Annotated in this window: 16 protein-coding genes; 12 read left to right on the top strand and 4 right to left on the bottom strand. The window is 46.2% G+C overall.

Features of this window, described 5'->3' with window-relative positions:
- The first annotated feature begins 95 nt into the window (after window positions 1-95).
- The 4 genes from G589_RS20965 to galT all read left to right on the top strand — a co-directional run bounded on the left by G589_RS20965 (window position 96) and on the right by galT (window position 5,407).
- Entirely contained in the window at window positions 96-1,295 is a 1,200-nt protein-coding gene (locus tag G589_RS20965; RefSeq protein WP_051192197.1) for a 5-bromo-4-chloroindolyl phosphate hydrolysis family protein, read from the top strand.
- A gap of 43 nt (window positions 1,296-1,338) precedes the next feature.
- Window positions 1,339-2,511 carry a toxic anion resistance protein gene (locus G589_RS0105315; protein WP_022767871.1) on the top strand — a complete coding sequence of 391 codons (1,173 nt, stop codon included), beginning with the start codon at window positions 1,339-1,341 and terminating at the stop codon, window positions 2,509-2,511.
- A gap of 161 nt (window positions 2,512-2,672) precedes the next feature.
- Window positions 2,673-3,851: a galactokinase gene (locus G589_RS0105310; protein ID WP_081668940.1), complete on the top strand. Its 1,179-nt coding sequence runs from the start codon at window positions 2,673-2,675 to the stop codon at window positions 3,849-3,851.
- 14 nt (window positions 3,852-3,865) lie between these two features.
- The gene (gene galT / locus G589_RS0105305) at window positions 3,866-5,407 is read left to right on the top strand and encodes a UDP-glucose--hexose-1-phosphate uridylyltransferase (RefSeq protein ID WP_026521354.1); all 1,542 of its coding nucleotides are present in this window, start codon (window positions 3,866-3,868) and stop codon (window positions 5,405-5,407) included.
- Here galT and G589_RS0105300 read toward each other — a convergent pair.
- The gene (locus G589_RS0105300) at window positions 5,376-6,005 is read right to left on the bottom strand and encodes a hypothetical protein (RefSeq protein ID WP_026521353.1); all 630 of its coding nucleotides are present in this window, start codon (window positions 6,003-6,005) and stop codon (window positions 5,376-5,378) included. The two genes, galT and G589_RS0105300, sit on opposite strands and share 32 nt — an antisense overlap.
- Window positions 6,006-6,068: 63 nt before the next feature.
- Here G589_RS0105300 and G589_RS0105295 point away from each other — a divergent pair, with 63 nt between their 5' ends.
- The 8 genes from G589_RS0105295 to G589_RS0105260 all read left to right on the top strand — a co-directional run bounded on the left by G589_RS0105295 (window position 6,069) and on the right by G589_RS0105260 (window position 15,506).
- The gene (locus tag G589_RS0105295) at window positions 6,069-7,646 is read left to right on the top strand and encodes a VanW family protein (RefSeq protein ID WP_026521352.1); all 1,578 of its coding nucleotides are present in this window, start codon (window positions 6,069-6,071) and stop codon (window positions 7,644-7,646) included.
- 17 nt (window positions 7,647-7,663) lie between these two features.
- On the top strand, window positions 7,664-8,632 hold the full coding sequence (locus tag G589_RS0105290; protein ID WP_026521351.1) for an AIR synthase-related protein: 969 nt from the start codon (window positions 7,664-7,666) through the stop codon (window positions 8,630-8,632).
- A gap of 50 nt (window positions 8,633-8,682) precedes the next feature.
- The gene (locus tag G589_RS0105285; RefSeq protein ID WP_026521350.1) at window positions 8,683-9,171 is read left to right on the top strand and encodes an Lrp/AsnC family transcriptional regulator; all 489 of its coding nucleotides are present in this window, start codon (window positions 8,683-8,685) and stop codon (window positions 9,169-9,171) included.
- Entirely contained in the window at window positions 9,168-10,325 is a 1,158-nt protein-coding gene (locus G589_RS0105280; protein ID WP_026519108.1) for an aminotransferase class I/II-fold pyridoxal phosphate-dependent enzyme, read from the top strand. The genes G589_RS0105285 and G589_RS0105280 overlap by 4 nt, the downstream gene beginning before the upstream one ends.
- A 199-nt stretch (window positions 10,326-10,524) precedes the next feature.
- Entirely contained in the window at window positions 10,525-11,493 is a 969-nt protein-coding gene (locus tag G589_RS0105275) for a glycoside hydrolase family 43 protein (protein WP_026521349.1), read from the top strand.
- Entirely contained in the window at window positions 11,493-13,055 is a 1,563-nt protein-coding gene (locus tag G589_RS0105270; protein ID WP_026521348.1) for a glycoside hydrolase family 43 protein, read from the top strand. The genes G589_RS0105275 and G589_RS0105270 overlap by 1 nt, the downstream gene beginning before the upstream one ends.
- Window positions 13,033-14,538, top strand: coding sequence for an alpha-N-arabinofuranosidase (locus G589_RS0105265; protein WP_026521347.1), 1,506 nt, complete (start codon window positions 13,033-13,035; stop codon window positions 14,536-14,538). Before G589_RS0105270 ends, G589_RS0105265 begins: the two co-directional genes overlap by 23 nt.
- 44 nt (window positions 14,539-14,582) lie before the next feature.
- Window positions 14,583-15,506, top strand: coding sequence for an ArsR/SmtB family transcription factor (locus G589_RS0105260; protein WP_026521346.1), 924 nt, complete (start codon window positions 14,583-14,585; stop codon window positions 15,504-15,506).
- 54 nt (window positions 15,507-15,560) lie between these two features.
- On the opposite strand, the gene G589_RS0105255 is transcribed toward G589_RS0105260, so the two are convergent.
- The 3 genes from G589_RS0105255 to G589_RS0105245 form a co-directional block, all read right to left on the bottom strand.
- Entirely contained in the window at window positions 15,561-16,457 is an 897-nt protein-coding gene (locus tag G589_RS0105255) for a carbohydrate ABC transporter permease (RefSeq protein ID WP_022767859.1), read from the bottom strand.
- 13 nt (window positions 16,458-16,470) lie between these two features.
- On the bottom strand, window positions 16,471-17,388 hold the full coding sequence (locus G589_RS0105250; RefSeq protein ID WP_022767858.1) for a carbohydrate ABC transporter permease: 918 nt from the start codon (window positions 17,386-17,388) through the stop codon (window positions 16,471-16,473).
- An 81-nt stretch (window positions 17,389-17,469) separates the two neighbouring features.
- Complete coding sequence (locus tag G589_RS0105245; RefSeq protein ID WP_026521345.1) at window positions 17,470-18,951, bottom strand: ABC transporter substrate-binding protein; 1,482 nt, start codon at window positions 18,949-18,951, stop codon at window positions 17,470-17,472.
- Between the last annotated feature and the right edge of the window lie 4 nt (window positions 18,952-18,955).

Raw genomic sequence — 18,955 nt, 5'->3', positions numbered from 1 at the left:
TGAAAGGTGCATTTTGGTATTATCCATCAAAATGTGAAAGGAATTTTGTTTTGGGTAAAGATATACAGGAATTTTTACAAGCAGGAAATCAAATATTGGACAGTGTTTCCAGCGCCATTGACAGAAATGATTACAGTACGCTCCATGCTGATGTGGCAAGGGCTATCAAGTCCGTCAACATCGAGAGACGAGTAAACTACGCAAGTCAGATGGGCTCCACTGCTCAGAGAGCAGCTAAGGCTAAGCCCAGGATCATTCCGTTCTTCCAGAAGCATATCAGCAGATACCTGGGAGTTCCGCAGATGGCCTTCACAGGAGCCATCGGATCCTTCATCTTCATGAGTTTTCTGGGAGCGCTGATCACAGGATCCATAGGGGGATCAATTGCAACAGGCATTATTACTGCAGGTTGTGCATTCGGGTTCTTCAGAGGAATGAAGAAGTATGACCTGGCCAAGAAGTATTATCAGTACGGAAACATTCTTGGTGAGGCTGAGTACTTTAACATATCTGATCTTGCCAAGGTGGCACTCAAGGGCGACAAGGAAGTGCTCAAGGATATCAAGGGTATGATCAAGCTGGGATTTCTTCCAAGAGCAAGGCTTGATTCCACTGAGAAGGTCTGCATGGTAACCGACAGAGCTTACGAGCAGTACCTTGGAGCAGAGCAGGACAGAATTGCAAGAGAGCAGAGAACAGCTGAGCAGAAGAAGGCTGAGATGGAACAGCTCAAGCAGAGGAACGCCGAATATGCGAAGCTCCCTGAGGAGGCAATCGCAATCCTTGAGGAAGGTAAGGAATACATTACTTTCGTCAGAAGCATAAACGACAAGATCCCGGATACAGAAGAGCTTTCAACCAAGCTTTACAGGCTTGAAGAGATAATGAACAGGATCTTTGCTCAGGTTAAAAAAGATCCATCCAGCGCAGATGAGCTTCATAAGCTTATGAGCTACTACCTGCCCACCACCAAGAAACTCCTCAACGCTTACGTGGAGCTGGATAAAGAGCCTGAAGTTGGAAACAACATTACTCAGACCAAGCTTGAGATCGATGCAGCGATCGATACCATCAACATGGCCTTTGAAAACCTGCTGGATAGCCTTTTCCAGGATATGGCATGGGATATTTCATCTGACATTTCAGTAATGAAGACCATGATGGCTCAGGACGGACTTACAAATGAGAGCCAGGGAATCGGAGCACAGGTTATGGGAATGAGCGCCGGAGCATCACAGGCACAGGCGCAGGTTCAGGCCCAGGGCGGCGCACAGGCGCAGACAAGACCGGAATAAACAGTAACTAATATATAACGAATATAGTTTTTAGGAGGACGATATGGGAGCAGAGTTAGAATTCGGAGCAGCACCTGCTGCACCATCACTTAGTTTCGGAGCAGAGGCTCAGGCAGCAGAAGCACCTGCAGCTGCAGCAGCACAGGCAGCACCTGAGGCAGAGAAGACAAACGGAAACATCGCACTTGAGGCACAGCTCACAGCTGAAGAGCTCAAGCAGGTTGATGAATTCAGTAAGCAGATTGATATTTCCAACACCACAGGCGTTATGAACTACGGTGTAGGAACTCAGAAGAAGCTTGCAGACTTCTCCGAGAAGGCAATTGAGAATGTAAGAACCAAGGACATGGGCGAAGTTGGTAACATGATCACAGATCTTGTTACAGAGCTCAAGGGCTTTGAAATTGAAGAAGATGAGAAGGGGCTAAGAGCTCTTTTCAAGAAGAGTGCAAACAAGTTTGAAGGCATGAAGGCTAAATATGCCAAGGCTGAAGTTAACGTTCAGACAATAGCTAATGAGCTTGAGAAGCACCAGGTTACACTTCTTAAGGACGTAGATGTTCTTGATAAGATGTATGACCTCAACCTCAACTACTACAAGGAGCTTACAATGTACATCCTTGCAGGTAAGAAGAGACTTGAGGAAGAGAGAAACACAACTCTTGTAGAACTCCAGAAAAAGGCTGAGCAGTCAGGACTTCCTGAGGATGCAGAGGCTGCTAAGGACTTCGCAAATAAGTGCGACAGATTCGAGAAGAAGCTCTATGACCTTGAGCTTACAAGAACAATCGCAATGCAGACAGGTCCTCAGATCCGTATGGTACAGTCTTCAGACACCATGATGGCTGAGAAGATCCAGTCAACAATCGTAAATACCATTCCTCTGTGGAAGAACCAGATGGTTATCGCTATGGGTATCGAGCACGCTACTCAGGCAGCAAGGGCAGAGAGAGAAGTTAACGATATGACCAACAACCTTCTTAGAAAGAATGCCGATGCTCTTAAGGTTGCTACCATTGAGAGCGCTAAAGAGGCTGAGAGAGGAATTGTTGATATCGAGACTCTTAAGCACACCAATGAGTCCCTTATCTCAACACTTGATGAGGTTCTTAAGATCCAGACCGAAGGTAAGGCTAAGCGTCGTGAAGCTGAGGCTGAGCTTGCTCAGATCGAGAATCAGCTCAAGGACAAGCTTATCGAAGCAGCCAAGAACTAATACGAATTATAGACAAGAGCCCTGCGACTTTTTGGTCGCGGGGCTTTTTTTAACATTTTGACAGGTTGTGCAAACAATGTGGTATGGAAAAAGAGAGCGCTAAAGGGTATTATTAACTCACAAGAAAACGCTATTTAGTTAATTATAAACAGGAGGTTACTATGATCGATCAGGAGATGAAGAAAGCAGTCCTTGAAAACTTTGAGAAGGTTTTCGGTAAGAATGACAAGGTAAAGGCTTATTTTGCCCCGGGCAGAGTCAATCTTATCGGCGAGCACACAGATTACAACGGAGGACATGTTTTCCCCTGCGCACTCACCATCGGTACCTATGGCGCAGCTGTAAAGAGAGATGACAACAAGATCAGATTCTATTCCGTAAACCAGGATAAGCGCGGCGTTGTAGAGACAAGCCTTGACGATCTTAAGCCTTCTGATGAGGCAGGATGGACCAATTATCCCAAGGGAGTTGTATGGGCTTTTGCCAAGAGAGGAATGAACCTTGAAACCGGCTTCGACATGGTCATCTACGGAAATATCCCCAACGGTTCAGGTCTTTCATCATCGGCTTCTCTAGAGGTTCTCACAGGATTTATCTTAAGAGATCTCTACGGCTTTGATGTTTCAAATCAGGATATTGCACTTATCGGACAGTACTCAGAGAACAACTTCAACGGCTGTAACTGCGGAATCATGGATCAGTTTGCAGCAGCTATGGGAAAAGAGAATAACGCCATCTTCCTTGATACTGCCGATCTGTCTTTTGAATATGCACCGATTGCTCTTGAGGGTGCCAAGATCATAATCGCCAACACCAACAAGAAGCACAAACTCACAGATTCTCAGTACAACGCAAGAAGAAGCACCTGCGAGGCAGCTCTTGCAATTCTTCAGAAGAGCCTTGATATCAAGACTCTTGGCGATCTCTCCATCGAGGAGTTTGAGGCTAACAAGCACCTTCTTACAGATCCTGACATGCAGAAGAAGGCAAGGCACGCTGTATACGAGAACCAGCGCACAATCGAGGCTGTTAAGGCTCTTAAGGCAGGCGATATAAACCACTTCGGAGAACTTATGAGACAGTCACACGAGTCCCTCAGAGACGACTATGATGTTACAGGAATTGAGCTTGATACACTCGCCGAGGAAGCATGGAAGATTCCGGGGGTTATCGGTTCACGTATGACAGGTGGCGGCTTTGGTGGATGCACAGTTTCTATCGTCAAGGACGAGGCTATCGAGAACTTTAAGAAGACCGTTGGCGAGAACTACAAGAAGAAAATCGGTTATGATGCGACCTTCTATACAGTAGAGATCGGCGGAGGCCCTCAGGTTATCTAAGGAGAGGATTGGAAATGGAAGCAGTTAATAAACTTGTTGCGTATGCACTTGCAACTAAACTCATAGAAAAAGAAGATATCATCTATTCGGTTAATTCCCTGCTTATAGCGCTAGGACTAGATGCTGCTGAATATGAGGCTTCTGATATCGAGGCCCTTTCAAGGGAGATCTCTCTTGAGGAAAAAGACCTTGCAGCTTACCTTGAGGCTACTTTAAAGGAGCTTGATGACTTCGCTGCAGAAAAAGGCCTTATAGAAAATGACAGTGTTGTCTTTAGAGATCTGTTTGACACAAAGCTTATGGGTCTTTTAACAGAGAGACCAAGCGCTGTTATTGCTAAGTTTAACAGCCTTTATGAAAAGAGTCCTGAAGAAGCAACAAACTACTACTACAACTTCTCCAAGAATACCGATTATATAAGACGCTACAGGATTGCCAAGGATATGAAGTGGATTGCTCCCACTGAGTACGGTGATCTTGATATAACCATCAACCTCTCCAAGCCGGAGAAGGATCCAAAGGCCATTGCTGCTGCAAGAAATGCCAAGCAGAGCGGATATCCCAAGTGTCAGCTGTGCTGGGAGAATGAGGGATACTCAGGAAGGGTAGATCACCCTGCAAGAGAGAACCACAGGATAATCCCTGTAACCATACAGGATTCCAAGTGGGGATTCCAGTATTCACCTTATGTTTATTACAATGAGCACTGCATCGTGTTTAATTCAAAGCATATTCCTATGAAGATTGAGCACGGTACCTTCTGCAAGCTCTTTGATTTTGTTAAGCAGTTCCCTCATTACTTTGTTGGATCAAACGCAGATCTTCCGATAGTTGGAGGTTCTATCTTAAGTCACGACCATTTCCAGGGCGGACACTACACTTTTGCGATGGCTAAGGCTCCTGTGGAAAGGTCTTTTACCGTAAAAGGATTTGAGGATGTACAGAGCGGAGTGGTTAAGTGGCCTATGTCGGTAATAAGGCTCTCTTCTCCCGACTATGAGAGGATAATTGCTCTTGCGGATGTGATCCTTGAAAAGTGGAGAGGATACACTGATGAAGCGGCATTTGTATTTGCCGAGACTGACGGAACTCCTCACAATACCATCACTCCTATCGCCAGAAAGCGCGGAGATAACTTCGAGCTTGACCTGGTGCTCAGGAACAATATAACAACAGAGGAGCATCCTCTTGGCGTATATCATCCACACGCTGAGCTCCATCACATCAAGAAGGAGAACATCGGACTTATCGAGGTTATGGGACTTGCTGTTCTTCCTGCAAGACTTAAAGGCGAGATGGCAGAGCTTAAAGAGGCTATGCTCTCCGGGGCAGACCTTCGTGCAAACGAAGTCCTTGAAAAGCATGCTGACTGGGTGGATGCTTTTAAGACAAAGTACGAGAAGATTGATGAATCCAATATAGATGAGATAATTCAGAACGAGATCGGAGAGGTCTTCATGCATGTTCTGGAGGACGCCGGCGTATATAAGCGCACTCCTGAAGGTCAGGAAGCCTTTAACAGATTTATTCGCTCTCTGCCGGCTGAAGGAGTTTAAGGATTGTCTGACGGCTTAGAGAGTTGAGATTCTTGGCGATCGGAACAAGACCATCGAGCTTCCTTGCAATCTCTTCTTCGTTGAGACCGAGTTTGGTCTTGTAGAGATCTATGAGAAGCCTGTAGGTCGCTGTGATATCCGAGCGGGTTTTTACAGCAAATTCAAGGACCTTTGCAGCATCTTCAAATCTGCCGAGGTCATAAAGAGCCTGACCCCACTTCTGCAGTGAGCAGACCAGGGCTGTGTAGTTCTGGTCGTACTGAGTTAGGGGAGTTATGTTGGCTGTGCCATATTCGAGTTTAAGATCGGTGTTGCTGATTCCGGTGAGATTGACAATCTTTTCATCCTTGAGGGCGGTAAGCTCATTTTCCGCATCCTGAAGAGTTTTGTCATCGCCGGCAGTGCCGAAGGGAAGAAGGTCGAAGGGAATGTGGATGTATTCCAGATTCTCTAGACTTTTTTTTCTTACATTATTGGACTGCAGCTCTTTTTCCCAGAAGCTTGCCTCCTGCTCTTCCGTCTTTCTTGAGGTTCTGCGCATGAGGAGATTCATGACGATACACAGGAGTATGAAGCTTGCTAAAAAGGGGAATTTCATCTATAATATCCTTTCAGTAAAAACGTGGTGAATATATTTACATAATATCACAGAGGAAGTATTATGAAAAAATTTTTTGGGGCCATTGGAATTGCGGTTCTACTGATGGTCTTGATGCCTCAGACAGTTGCCTATGCTTCTGACGGCAGACAAATCGCAAAGGGCGTGTTCATCGGACCTGTTGACGTGTCCGGAATGAGCGTAAACGAGGCAGAAAGTGCAGTAACAGCATATGTTGATCAGGTATCGGGGCAGACTTTGACCCTCCATGTCGGTGAGGGAAAAGAGAGACAGCTCACCGGCCAGGATATCGGCCTATACTGGAGCAACACTTCAGTTGTTGAGGATGCATATTCACTGGGACATCAGGGCAATATCATCCAGAGATACAAAGCGCTTAAGGATCTTCAGCACCAGAACAAGATCTTTGATATTGAATACGGCTATGAGAAAGACATTATAGAAGGCATTGTTAATGAATGCGGAGATGCCTTTGACCAGGAAAAGATCAATTACACACTGACCAAGACAGAAAACGGATTCCAGGTATCCGACGGACAGACAGGATATCTTGTGGATCGCCCTGAGTCAGTATCTATTATAGAAGACTTTATTCAGAACAAGCTCGGTAGCGACAATAATGTCATCCAGCTCTCTGTTAAGGCTGATGAGCCTCAGGGCAGCGAAGAAGAGCTCTCTTTGGTAAAAGATGTTCTGGGAACCTTCACTACCAGCTACAAGACATCAGGTGCATCAAGAAGTGCCAACGTTGCCAACGGATGCAGACTGATAAACGGCTCAACCATCTATCCAGGAGAGGAGTTCTCTGTTCTTGATACCATAACTCCTTTCACAGAGGCAAACGGATACTTCCCGGCAGGTTCATATTTAAACGGCCTTGTTGTTGAGAGTATCGGAGGTGGTATCTGCCAGGTTTCAACAACTCTTTACAACGCAGTTCTTCTTTCGGAGCTGGAAGTTACAGAGAGACACAACCACTCCATGATCGTAACTTATGTTTCGCCTTCTGCAGACGCAGCCATTGCTGAGTCCGGAGGCAAGAACTTCAAGTTCGTTAACAGCACAGACCATCCTATCTATATAGAAGGATACACTACATCAGACAAGCACATTACATTTACCATATACGGCGTTGAGACAAGACCTTCAGGAAGAAAGGTTTCCTATGAGAGTGAGGTTCTTGAGACAACTCCTGCTTCTGCGGATGAGTTCGTAACCGATCCTTCCCAGGGTGTCGGATATGTCGGCACACAGTCAGCTCACCTTGGCTACAAGGCTCAGCTCTGGAAGGTTGTTACAGAGAACGGCGAGACCACCAAGGAAGTTGTTAATTCCAGCAATTACAAGATGGTTCCCAAGATCGTCACCGTGGGAACAGCCGGAGCGGATGAGGCGGCTATGTCACAGCTTCAGACTGCAATAGCAACAAGGGATGTTGGCACAGTCAAGGCAGTTGCCGGTGCTCTTGCAGCAGCGAGAAATGCAGCAGGAACAGAGGGAGCAGAGGCAGCTAACCAGGCAGCAGCCGATGCCGTAAACGCAGCCAACGAGCAGCTCAGAGCCCAGGCAGAAGCTGCACAGCAGCCCGAGGGCGATGCTGAGTCCATCCAGACAAACTAACCGGCGCCGGAGAGTGTATGAGAATTGGTAAGATAACTGAGAACGCTTTAAAGCGCTCGGTTTTAAAGTTACTTAGAACAGAATATAAAGATGTTAAAAGCGCAGCTGTAGGGTCAGACTGCGCTTTTTCTGCAAATAAAGAGGCCTTCAGCACAGTGGCAAGCGTTACGGCAGAAACAAGAGATCCCGGATTTTACGCAGCTGCCAAGGCGCTTATAGGTCTTTTCTCTCAGGGCATAACTCCTGACCATGTGTCGGTATCCATAATGCTTCCCGCAGATGCAGAGGAGCAGATGGTAAAAGACATTGTGAAGGGCGCGATAGCTGCTGCTAAGATGTTCGATGTTCCCTATACCGGTGGACATACTGAAGTGACAAAGGCAGTAAACAAGGCGCTTGTAACTGCAGTTGCTGTGGCAGGAAGGTCAGATAGTCCGCTCATTGGAGCAAAGCCTTCGTCGGGAGATGACCTTGTAGTCACTAAATGGATTGCCCTTGAAGGCACATCAATGCTGGCCTTAGATAAAAAGGATGAGCTTTCATCCAGATACCCGGTGCCTTTTATAGAAGAAGCGGAGCGTTTCAGAGCTCTTTTAGATATTCGAGCGGAGGCTGCAGTCGCCGTGAAGTCCGGAGTCAGAGCCATACATGATGTTTCATCGGGAGGAATTTATGCTTCTCTTTGGGAGATGTCTGAAAAGGCAGGCTGCGGACTGGAGGTAGACCTCAGGAAGATTCCCGTAAGACAGGAAACTATCGAGATCTGCGAGTTCTTTGAATTAAACCCGTATCAGCTCATGTCGGGTGGAGCTCTTTTAATAGCAACAGGCGATGGAAAAGGCCTTGTAAAAAAGCTGGAGGAGGAAGGAATTCCTGCAGCGGTGATAGGAGCTCTGAAGGAAGGGAACGATAAGATAATAGTAAACGGAGATGAAAAGAGATTTCTCGAATCTCCTCAGGCAGATGAGATACATAAGGTCTTATGACGGAATTAGTGGTATTATAGTAAATAAATCAGAAGGGGAGAATGATAAAGATGAGTACAAGAGAAGAAATTCTAGGTATTATTGAGAAAAACAGCCGTATAGATGTGCATGAACTCAGCGTTCTTTTGGGAGCGGACGAGCTTTTAGTGGCAAATGAACTTAAGAACCTTGAGGATGAGGGTATCATCTGCGGATATCACACAATGATAGACTGGTCCAAGACCGATATTGAGAAGGTTAACGCGCTTATCGAGGTTAAGGTTACACCTCAGAGGGGCCTTGGCTTTGACAGCATCGCCGAGAGAATCTACAAGTACCCGGAGGTTACCAGCGTATACCTTATGAGCGGAGGCTTTGACCTCATGGTAATCCTTGAGGGCAAGACCCTTCAGGAGGTAGCAAGCTTTGTAAGCAACAAGCTCTCTACGCTTGATACCGTTCTTAGCACAGCAACTCACTTTATTTTAAAGAAATACAAGGACCATGGAACAATCCTTGCAAAGAAATATGAAGACACAAGGGAGATAGTATCGCCATGAGAAACCCAATCGGAAAGAAAGTAGTAGATATAAAGCCATCGGGTATCAGAAAGTTCTTTGATATTGTCCTTGAGACTGAAGGCGCTATTTCTCTGGGTGTTGGTGAGCCGGACTTTGATACTCCCTGGCATATAAGAGATGAGGGTATCTACTCCCTGGAGAAGGGACGTACCTTCTATACATCCAATTCAGGACTTAAAGAGCTTAGAACTGAGATCTCCAATTACATTCAGAGGACTCAGGGCGTGAGCTACGACCCGATAAAAGAAATATTCGTTACGGTAGGAGGCTCAGAGGCCATCGACCTTGCTCTTCGCGCAATGGTTGATGAGGGAGATGAGGTTCTGATCCCACAGCCCAGCTATGTATCCTACGAGCCCTGCGCAATTTTGGCAGATGCTGTTCCTGTCATCATCGAGCTCAAGGAAGAGAATCAGTTCAGATTAACAGCTCAGGAAGTGCTTGATAAGGTTACGGACAAGACCAAGATCCTGGTTCTTCCGTTCCCCAACAATCCAACCGGAGCTATTATGGAGAAGGAAGACCTTGAGGCTATTGCCAAGGTTGTTATAGAAAAAGACCTCTATGTCATATCCGATGAGATCTACGGAGAGCTCACCTACAGTGGCAAGCACGTATCCATCGTATCTCTCCCGGGAATGAAGGAGAGGACCATCCTTATTAACGGATTCTCCAAGGCCTATGCCATGACAGGCTGGAGACTTGGATATGCCTGCGGACCACAGGCTATTATGGAGCAGATGGTCAAGATCCATCAGTTCGCCATCATGTGCGCGCCTACAACCAGCCAGTATGCTGCTGTTGAGGCTTTAAGGAACGGCGATGACGACGTCCTTATGATGAAGGAGCAGTACAACCATAGGAGGAGATTCCTTCTCAGTGAGTTTGAGAGGATCGGACTTCCCTGCTTTGAGCCCTACGGAGCATTTTATGTGTTCCCTTGCATCAAGAAGTTCGGAATGACCAGTGATGAGTTCTGTACAAGGCTTCTTAAGGAAGAGAAGCTCGCTGTTGTTCCCGGTACAGCCTTTGGTGACTGCGGAGAGGGTTACATAAGAGTTTCCTACGCATACTCACTTGAAAATCTCAAGGCTGCTATGGAGAGACTGGAGAGATTTATCAGTAAACTCTGATGCGAAACAAATTAAATATCTTTAGGTAAAACTAAAACTCCTGCTTGTTTGAGCAAATATGCACAAAAAGCAGGAGTTTTTTTGTGAAAATCCTTAGAATATCTAAAATAATTCATTTATATCTAAAATAATCGTTGACTTCATATTTCTCACATTTTAGAATTGATAATAACAAGGTGTATTAGGAGAAATTGGATAAATGACAGCGGAAAAACAGCTAAAATATAACGAACCATGGATACTTCAGAGGGCTGACCCCTATGTTTACAGACACACGGATGGGACTTATTACTTCACAGCCTCCGTTCCGGAATATGACAGGATTGTCCTAAGGAAATCCGATACTCTTGCAGGCCTCGCAGAGGCAGAAGAGACAGAAATCTGGCACAAGCATGAGTCAGGTCCCATGAGTGTACACATCTGGGCTCCTGAGCTGCACTATCTTGATGGCGCATGGTACATCTACTACGCAGGCGGAGATAAGGACAACATCTGGGAGATCAGGCCCTATGTTCTTCAGTGTAAGGATGCAGATCCGATCACCGGAACCTGGACAGAGCTTGGCAAGATCCGGAGAGCTGACGCAGACGAGTTCTCTTTTAAAGCCTTCTCTCTTGACGGTACGGTATTCGAGAACAAGGGTGAAAGATACTACGTCTGGGCTGAGAAGGTAGGAGTCGGAAGACAGATAAGTAACCTCTATATTGCCAGAATGGAGACACCATGGAAGCTCGCAACTGTTCAGGTGATGCTGACCACCCCTGATTATGACTGGGAGAGAGTGGGCTATTGGGTAAACGAAGGCCCTTCAGTCATTAAGCACGGCGGAAAGATCTTTTTAACCTACTCTGCAAGTGAGACGGGCAAGCCCTACTGTATGGGAATGCTGACTGCTGATGAGGACAGCGACCTTCTCGATCCTAAGAGCTGGACCAAGGAGAGACATCCGGTTCTTGAGTCTGATGAGAAGCTTGGCATCTACGGACCGGGGCACAACAGCTTTACAGTGGACGAGAACGGGCAGGACATCTGTGTTTACCATGCAAGAAATGAAGAGACCATAACAGGAGATCCGCTCTATAATCCCAACAGGCACGCAAGACTTATGCCGGTTGTCTGGGACGAAGAGGGAAGGCCGGTTTTCTCTTTTAACCGGGGAGATAAATGATGCGAAACAAATATATGAAATTTATCGCAGCAGGGATGAGCTTCGTCCTTGCTGCTTTGGGAAGTGGATGCTCGGCACCTTCGGGGGCAAAGAGCTCAGTTCTTCCTCAGGAGGCGAGTATGGAGGAAATAGCAAAGGGATCCGTTAATTCGGGGGCGTCTCTCCACGATCCTCAGGTCATTGTGGCAGAAGACGGCACCTATTACTGCTACGGAACCCACATGACGGCAGCTACTTCTTCGGATCTGATAAAGTGGGATACCTGGGCAGATGGGGTGAACGGCAGCAACAAGATCTATGACAATTTGCTGACTGAGCCTTTTGATGCTTTTTCTTTTGTTGGTAAGAACGAGCAGAACGGCTACTCAGTCTGGGCTCCGAGCGTTATCTACAACAAGAAGACCGGCAAATACTGGATGTACTTCTGCACCACATCTTCTTATATCAAGTCAAATATCGTATTGGCAACTTCTGATAATATCGGAGGTCCTTACCACTACGAAAAGACAATAATTTACTCAGGATTCGCAAAATCTGACCTGAATCTGACTAACTTTTGTGAGATAATGGGAGAGGATGTAGCCACAAGAAACCGCTACGTATCGGGCGGTGCTTATAACAATCAGCTCTGGCCAAACGCCATCGATCCAGCCATGTTTTATGACGCAGATGACAGGCTCTGGATGGTATATGGATCCTGGTCAGGCGGAATCTTTATATTGGAGCTCGATCAGGAAACCGGCGAGCCGATTCATCCCGTCACAGACGACGAGAATGAAGTAGATGCATACTTTGGTAAAAGACTTATCGGCGGATTCCATCACTCAATAGAAGGCCCGTATATTCATTACGACAAGGCAACAGGCTACTACTACCTGTTCCTGTCTTATGGTAACCTCCAGACAGACGGCGGATATCAGATAAGAGTCCTGAGGTCGGAGAACCCTGACGGACCTTATGTGGATGCTACGGGAAACAGCCTTGGTATCAAGGGAAATCTTGATTCCTACGCTGATTACGGCGTTAAGCTCATGGGCAACTACACACTTCCAAGCCTTAACGTCACATATATGGCGCCTGGTGGACAGTCCACCTTTGAGGGAGCAGACGGTAAATTATACATCGTCTATCATCAGAGATTTAAGAACAACGGTGAGTTCCATTCTGTAAGAGTCCATCAGATGGCCATGAATGAGGATGGCTGGCCCTGTGTTTTCCCGTTTGCCACAAACGGTGAATCCCTCTCGGAAGAGGGCTATAAGACAAAAGACATTCAGGGTACCTTCTACGTTGTTGACCACGGCCTTGAAGTGAACAACCTGGTAAATGAGCCTGTAGAGTGCAACTTTGCAGATGGAAATATCACGGGCGGAATAACAGGAACCTATGAGGTAAAAGAGGGTACTAACTTTATCACCATAAAATCCGGGGATGTAACCTATAAAGGAGTTATGGTGGAAATGACAGATGAAGCAGGAAACAACACCTTCTGCATAAGCGCAGCAGGTGACAATAATCATTCAATATGGGGAGTAAGATATGGCAAAACTAGTGATCAATGAAACAAAGAAAATGGGAGAGATAGCGCCCGAAGTATACGGACATTTCTCCGAGCATCTGGGAAGATGTATCTATGAAGGCCTCTATGTAGGTGAGAATTCAGATATTCCCAATGTTAACGGTATGAGAACAGACGTGGTTGAAGCGCTGAAGGAGATGAAGGTTCCTGTGCTTCGCTGGCCCGGCGGATGCTTTGCCGATGAATACCACTGGATGGACGGTATCGGAGATAAGTCAAAGAGAAAGAAAATGATCAACACTCACTGGGGCGGAGTTATGGAGGACAACAGCTTCGGAACAGATGAGTTTATGGAGCTCTGCAGACAGCTTGGCTGCAAGACCTATGTAAACGGAAACCTCGGAAGCGGAACAGTTCAGGAGATGAGCCAGTGGGTTGAGTATATGACCCTGGACGGAGTATCTCCCATGGCTGACCTTCGTAAGGAGAACGGACATCCCGAGCCTTATAAGCTTGACTACTTTGCAGTAGGAAACGAGAACTGGGGCTGCGGCGGAAACATGAGACCGCAGTACTACGGAGATCTCTATCGCAGATATCAGACTTACCTTCGTCAGTACAATCCTGACAAGAAGTTCAAGAAGATTGCCTGTGGTGCAAACAATGATGACTATCACTGGACAGAGGAGGTTTTAAAGACCTGCTTTGATCATTCACCTGCACATGAGCACGGCTTTATGGACCTGATCTCTCTTCACTACTATGACATGCCTTACGGCTGGGATCCTAAGGTAAGTGCAACAGAGTTTGATGATGAGTGCTACTACAGAACTCTTAGCAAGGCATACCTCATGGATGAGCTTGTATCAAGACATTGCAACGTTCTTGACCAGTACGATCCCGATAAGCATATCGGACTTGCTGTAGATGAGTGGGGAACATGGTTTGAGGTTGAGCCCGGAACAAATCCCGGATTCCTCTACCAGCAGAACACAGTAAGAGATGCCCTTGTAGCAGGCATTACTCTCAACATCTTCAACAAGCACTGTGACAGAGTTAAGATGGCATGCATCGCTCAGATGGTTAACGTTCTTCAGTCCGTTATCCTTACAGACGGCGAGAAGATGATCAAGACTCCTACTTATCATGTATTCCACATGTATCGTCATCACCAGGGCGCTGAGCTTCTTGGCAGCAGCATCACAGGAGCTACAGAGATCGGTGTTGAGGATGGCTTTAAGGTACCTGACCTCACAGAGTCTGTATCTGAAAAGGACGGAATCATCACGATCACAGTCAGCAATCAGTCTCCTTCTGAGGCAAAAGAGCTTGATGTTGTATTTGCTGAGAAGAAGAGCTTTGAAGTTGTTGAAGCAAAGTATGTAGGCGGCGCAGATGCGCACGATTACAACACCTTTGAAGATCCTGAGAAAGTTGTTGAGAAGAACTTTGAGGATTACAAGACAGAAGGCGGACTTAAGCTTAACATACCTGCAGCAAGTGTAGTTGAGATTAGACTAAAATAAAGGTATAATATTTTAATCTAATATGAAAAGGGTGGGTACGTATTATGTTACATATCAAGTCGCTTGATGAGGGGCTCGAGCTCTTTAAAGCTCTGGGTTCTGATATTCGAGTTGAGATAATCAAGATACTTCTGAATGAAAATGCCATGAACATGAACGAGCTTGCAAGCCGTCTTAATATTACCAACGGTGCACTTACAAGCCATATCAAGAAGCTGGAAGAATGCGGAGTTGTTACCGTTTCCTCCGAGGCATCGGGCCATGGAAATCAGAAGGTATGCTCAGTACATCTGGACAAGATCCTTATAGAACTTCAGGATAAGCCTGAGAGCGAGAACATCTACACTACGGATATCAAGGTTGGTCTTTTTTCAGACTACAACGTTTATCCAACCTGTGGTCTTGCAACCAGTAACAGGCTCATCGGAGAAGTGGACGACACCAGATACTTTGCTCATCCCGACAGATATGAAGCTGATATTCTCTGGTTCACCAAGGGATATGTTGAATATGCCATCCCTAACTTTGTTCCGGCCAATCAGAGGATTGACGAGATCTGCATTTCCATGGAGCTGAGTTCAGAAGCTCCCGGAGTTAATAATGTATGGCCTTCGGATATCTATTTTTACTTAAACGGAACTCTTCTTGGCACCTGGACGAGCCCCGGAGACTTCGGAGACGTAAAGGGAATCTTTACACCCGACTGGTGGTTCCCTAACTGGAATCAGTACGGACTTCTCAAGATGCTGGTTATTAACCACAAGGGAACATTTATAGATGGCCTTCAGATCTCTGATGTAACCATTGATCAGTTCAAGCTCTCAAGTAAGAGCCCCCTTAAGTTTAAGCTCGAAGTTCCCGAGAACGCAGAGCATGTAGGTGGTCTTACAATCTTCGGAAGAGGCTTTGGTAACTACAACCAGGATATAAACATAAAGATGGCATACAGCCCTATAGAGTTGCCATAATAAAGTCAAAAAATAAGAGGTTAGCTTAAACGCTAACCTCTTTTATTATGTCTTTTACTTGATTCCGCTGATTGCGATGGACTCAATGATGACTCTCTGGAACAGGAAGAACAGTATCAGTGTGGGTAGCATTGCTATTACCGAGGCTGCCATGATCAGAGCGTAATCACTTTGGATCGCGTAGTAGTGGTTAAAGGATCTGATTACTACCTGCAGGGTCCAGGTCTTTTCACTTCTAAGGAAGATCGTTGGAGCAAGGTAGTCATTCCATATTCCCATGAACCAGAGCATGAGCTGTGTACCAAGGGCACCCTTCATAAGTGGAAGGAAGATCTTCCAGTAGATTCCGAAGTAGTTGCATCCGTCAATCTTGGCTGCATCCATAAGGTCTGAAGGGATGCTGTAAAGATTCTGACGAAGGAAGAAGATCATGCTGACGTTTCCAAAGCATCCGGGAATGATAAGAGGTGCCAAGGAATTGGTCCAGTGGAGCTTGGTAAAGAGTACGTACTGAGGAATCATTACAACCGCAAAGGGAATCATGATGGTTGCAAGAAGTGCCAAAAACAGTGCGTTTTTACCTCTGAATTCCATCTTGGCAAAGGCAAAGGCTGCAAGGGATGAAGTAAAGCCTCCGATAATGAGCACGGGGATCTCAACTTTGATGGTGTTGATGATACCGCTTATGAACTGTCCCTTTTTCATAACCTCGCTGTATTTACCGATAAGGATCGGGTCAGGAATGATCGTCAGGGTTCCTGAGAGGATCTGGTTCTTGGTCATAAAGGATGTTGCCACCATGTAGATGAGGGGGAACACCATTGTTATTGCAAATAAGAACAGCAGGACAAAGATAATGATGTTGAACGTCTTTTCCTTGGGGGATGTGACGCGATCATTCATATAGTCTTTCTGGCTGCTTTTTGGTTTTGATAAAATTGCTGTAGCCATCTGTCACACCTCCTTAATCTATAGTCTTAACCCATTTATCCTGGCCCCAGAAGTTGATGGCCGTGATAATGAATATGATGGTCGCAAGAATTACCGCAACTGCACTACCGTAGCCGAGCTGGCCGTTGGTAAAGGCTTTCTCATAGAGATAGAATACAACAGTTGCTGAGCTGTAGTTTGGTCCGCCGTTTGGTGTCATGACCTGAACTTCTACGAATACCTGGAAGCCTCCGATGAGGGAAGTTATAAGTACGTAGAAGGTTACCGGTGAGAGCAGCGGGAGAGTGATATTGGTGAATTTCTTCCAGCTGTTTGCTCCGTCGATCATGGCTGCTTCATAGTAGTCTCTGGGAATATTCTGAAGTCCTGCAAGATATAGGATTACCGTTCCGCCAAGTCCCTTCCATACCATGAAGATGATGAGGGATATCTTTACCATGTGCTCATCGCCAAGCCAGTTGGGACCGTGCATTCCGGTGAGAGCTTTGTAGATACCATTCAAAAGACCGTAGTCGTAGTTAAATACCCATGCCCACAGAATAGAAACAGCAACCAGTGAAGATACCACGGGAACATAGTACATGGTGGTAAGAACTCTTTTGCCCGGAATCTTTCTGTTAAGGCCCATGGCGATGAGGATTCCCAGGATCATTCCGATGGGAATACCTATCATGTAGATTATGGTTGTTCCCATGGATCTCCAGAATTTGTAATCGCCGAAGATCTTAATGTAGTTGCCAAGGCCAACTATATTTCCCCAGAGAGAATTCATTCCTGTCCATTTACTGGTACTGGCGATCAGGGCGAATACGATCGGGTACGCCATAAAGAGCATGAAACCGATAAAGGGAGGTGCGATGAACAGCCATGCCCAGCGTTCTTCTCTTTTTGCCATGGCGGATCTGTGTACTTTGACTTTTGTTTTTGCCATTTTCTCTTTCCTCTAAATCTTATAAAACGAGCCCCTCGGCATCAGATACAGAGGGGCTCTGTTTGGTTCTAAACTGGGTTATCAGCCGTTCTTTGTAGCTGAATTCTGAAGCTCTATAGCCTCGTCAAGAAGTTCCTGCATCTCAGGCTCAACCTGCTTGAGGTAATCCTCAACAGAGATATCGCCGTTCTTGATGTTGAATACACCTGACCAGAAAGGTGTGAACCACTCTGAGTTGTATGTGTAATCTGTCTCCTGAAGAGCTGCTGCGTAGTTGTCGTTTCCATCGAAGTAACCGAAGATAACGTCTACGTTTGAAGCGTAAGGAACTTTGCCGCTGTTTACAGCATCCTTGAACTCACCATATGCAAGCTCTGTGATGTTAGGAAGCTGGATTGAAGCGCCTGTTGAGATACCTGAAACTGCTCTCTGTCCGTCAGCATCTGTTGAAAGCTTTGAAACAAGCTCTGCGCAGAGGTCAGGGTACTCTGTTGTAGCTGATACGCAGTATCCAACTGATCCCATCCATGTGTGTGATCTTCCGTCACCTGAAGGTCCTACAGGCCATCCGCAAAGGTTCCACTTGTAAGGGAATGTAGCATCATCCATGAATGCTGCAACGTCCCATGTACCACAAGCGTAGAAAGCAACCTGTCCATCGAGCCATCTCTGGTATCCGCCAAGAGCTGTATCCTGCTCAACTGAAGGTGTAAGGCCGTTCTTTGTAAGGTCTGTGTAGAATGTAAGAGCCTCTGTGAGCTGAGGGTTATTTGCAACATTAACCTTGGTCATGTCGTCATTGAGGAACTTAACGCCGTTTGAATAAAGAATAGGTGTCATGCCCCACTGATCTGCGCAGGCAACGCCCCACTGATCAATTTCTCCGTCGCCGTCCTTATCCTTTGTAAGGGCCTTGCATACTTCCTCGAACTCTGCGTATGTGTAAGGCTTGTTAGGATCGGGATATTCAAGACCTGCCTCGTCGAAGAGGTCCTGGTTGTAAGCAAATGCAAAGCAGGAAAGATCCTTAGGGAATGCGTAGAGTGAACCCTTGCCGATCTCGCTGCCGTCATAGCGGTAGATTTCCTGAGTGGTTCCCCAAATGCTGCTGATTGTTGCATCGTCCACATAGTTGTCAAGTGGAAGAATGTAACCGTTGTCTACATAAGAACGAACTGCTGCAGGTCCTACATAGAATACATCAGGCATATCGCCTGCTGTCATGTTGGCGATCATCTTCTGGTTGTACTCATCCTGTGTTGTAACTTCGAATACAACTTCCTTAACCTGATCCTTGTGCTCTTCAACGAACTCATCGATGAGCTGCTGATAGATTTCCTTCTCATGCTCCTGCATGTAAAGGAATACGTGGATTGTCTGATCACCTTCACCTGCAAGGGTCTCGGTTGATGACTCTGAGGTGGTCTCAGCTGCAGCTGTGTCTGCTGCCGGTTCTGCGGGAGTAGCTTCGCCTGCTTCCTCAACAGTTGTTGTTGAGCAGCCTGCAAGAATACCCATTGACATGCATCCGGCTAATAGAATACTCAAAACTTTCTTCTTCATAGCA

Source organism: Butyrivibrio sp. VCB2001, from assembly GCF_000423965.1.
In the GTDB taxonomy this organism is placed as follows: Bacteria; Bacillota; Clostridia; order Lachnospirales; family Lachnospiraceae; genus Butyrivibrio.
Note: the sequence above shows the minus strand (reverse complement) of the source record. Positions and strands in the feature narration are given on the sequence as shown.

Excerpts from the sequence above, each read along its gene's own strand:
- G589_RS0105290 (WP_026521351.1), top strand. The coding sequence starts at position 7,664 with ATGAGAATTGGTAAGATAACTGAGAACGCTTTAAAGCGCTCGGTTTTA.
- galT (WP_026521354.1), top strand. The coding sequence starts at position 3,866 with ATGGAAGCAGTTAATAAACTTGTTGCGTATGCACTTGCAACTAAACTC.
- G589_RS0105285 (WP_026521350.1), top strand. The coding sequence starts at position 8,683 with ATGAGTACAAGAGAAGAAATTCTAGGTATTATTGAGAAAAACAGCCGT.
- G589_RS0105280 (WP_026519108.1), top strand. The coding sequence starts at position 9,168 with ATGAGAAACCCAATCGGAAAGAAAGTAGTAGATATAAAGCCATCGGGT.
- G589_RS0105295 (WP_026521352.1), top strand. The coding sequence starts at position 6,069 with ATGAAAAAATTTTTTGGGGCCATTGGAATTGCGGTTCTACTGATGGTC.
- G589_RS0105270 (WP_026521348.1), top strand. The coding sequence starts at position 11,493 with ATGCGAAACAAATATATGAAATTTATCGCAGCAGGGATGAGCTTCGTC.
- G589_RS0105245 (WP_026521345.1), bottom strand. The coding sequence starts at position 18,951 with ATGAAGAAGAAAGTTTTGAGTATTCTATTAGCCGGATGCATGTCAATG.
- G589_RS0105255 (WP_022767859.1), bottom strand. The coding sequence starts at position 16,457 with ATGGCTACAGCAATTTTATCAAAACCAAAAAGCAGCCAGAAAGACTAT.
- G589_RS0105310 (WP_081668940.1), top strand. The coding sequence starts at position 2,673 with ATGATCGATCAGGAGATGAAGAAAGCAGTCCTTGAAAACTTTGAGAAG.
- G589_RS0105260 (WP_026521346.1), top strand. The coding sequence starts at position 14,583 with ATGTTACATATCAAGTCGCTTGATGAGGGGCTCGAGCTCTTTAAAGCT.
- G589_RS0105315 (WP_022767871.1), top strand. The coding sequence starts at position 1,339 with ATGGGAGCAGAGTTAGAATTCGGAGCAGCACCTGCTGCACCATCACTT.
- G589_RS0105265 (WP_026521347.1), top strand. The coding sequence starts at position 13,033 with ATGGCAAAACTAGTGATCAATGAAACAAAGAAAATGGGAGAGATAGCG.
- G589_RS0105275 (WP_026521349.1), top strand. The coding sequence starts at position 10,525 with ATGACAGCGGAAAAACAGCTAAAATATAACGAACCATGGATACTTCAG.
- G589_RS0105250 (WP_022767858.1), bottom strand. The coding sequence starts at position 17,388 with ATGGCAAAAACAAAAGTCAAAGTACACAGATCCGCCATGGCAAAAAGA.
- G589_RS0105300 (WP_026521353.1), bottom strand. The coding sequence starts at position 6,005 with ATGAAATTCCCCTTTTTAGCAAGCTTCATACTCCTGTGTATCGTCATG.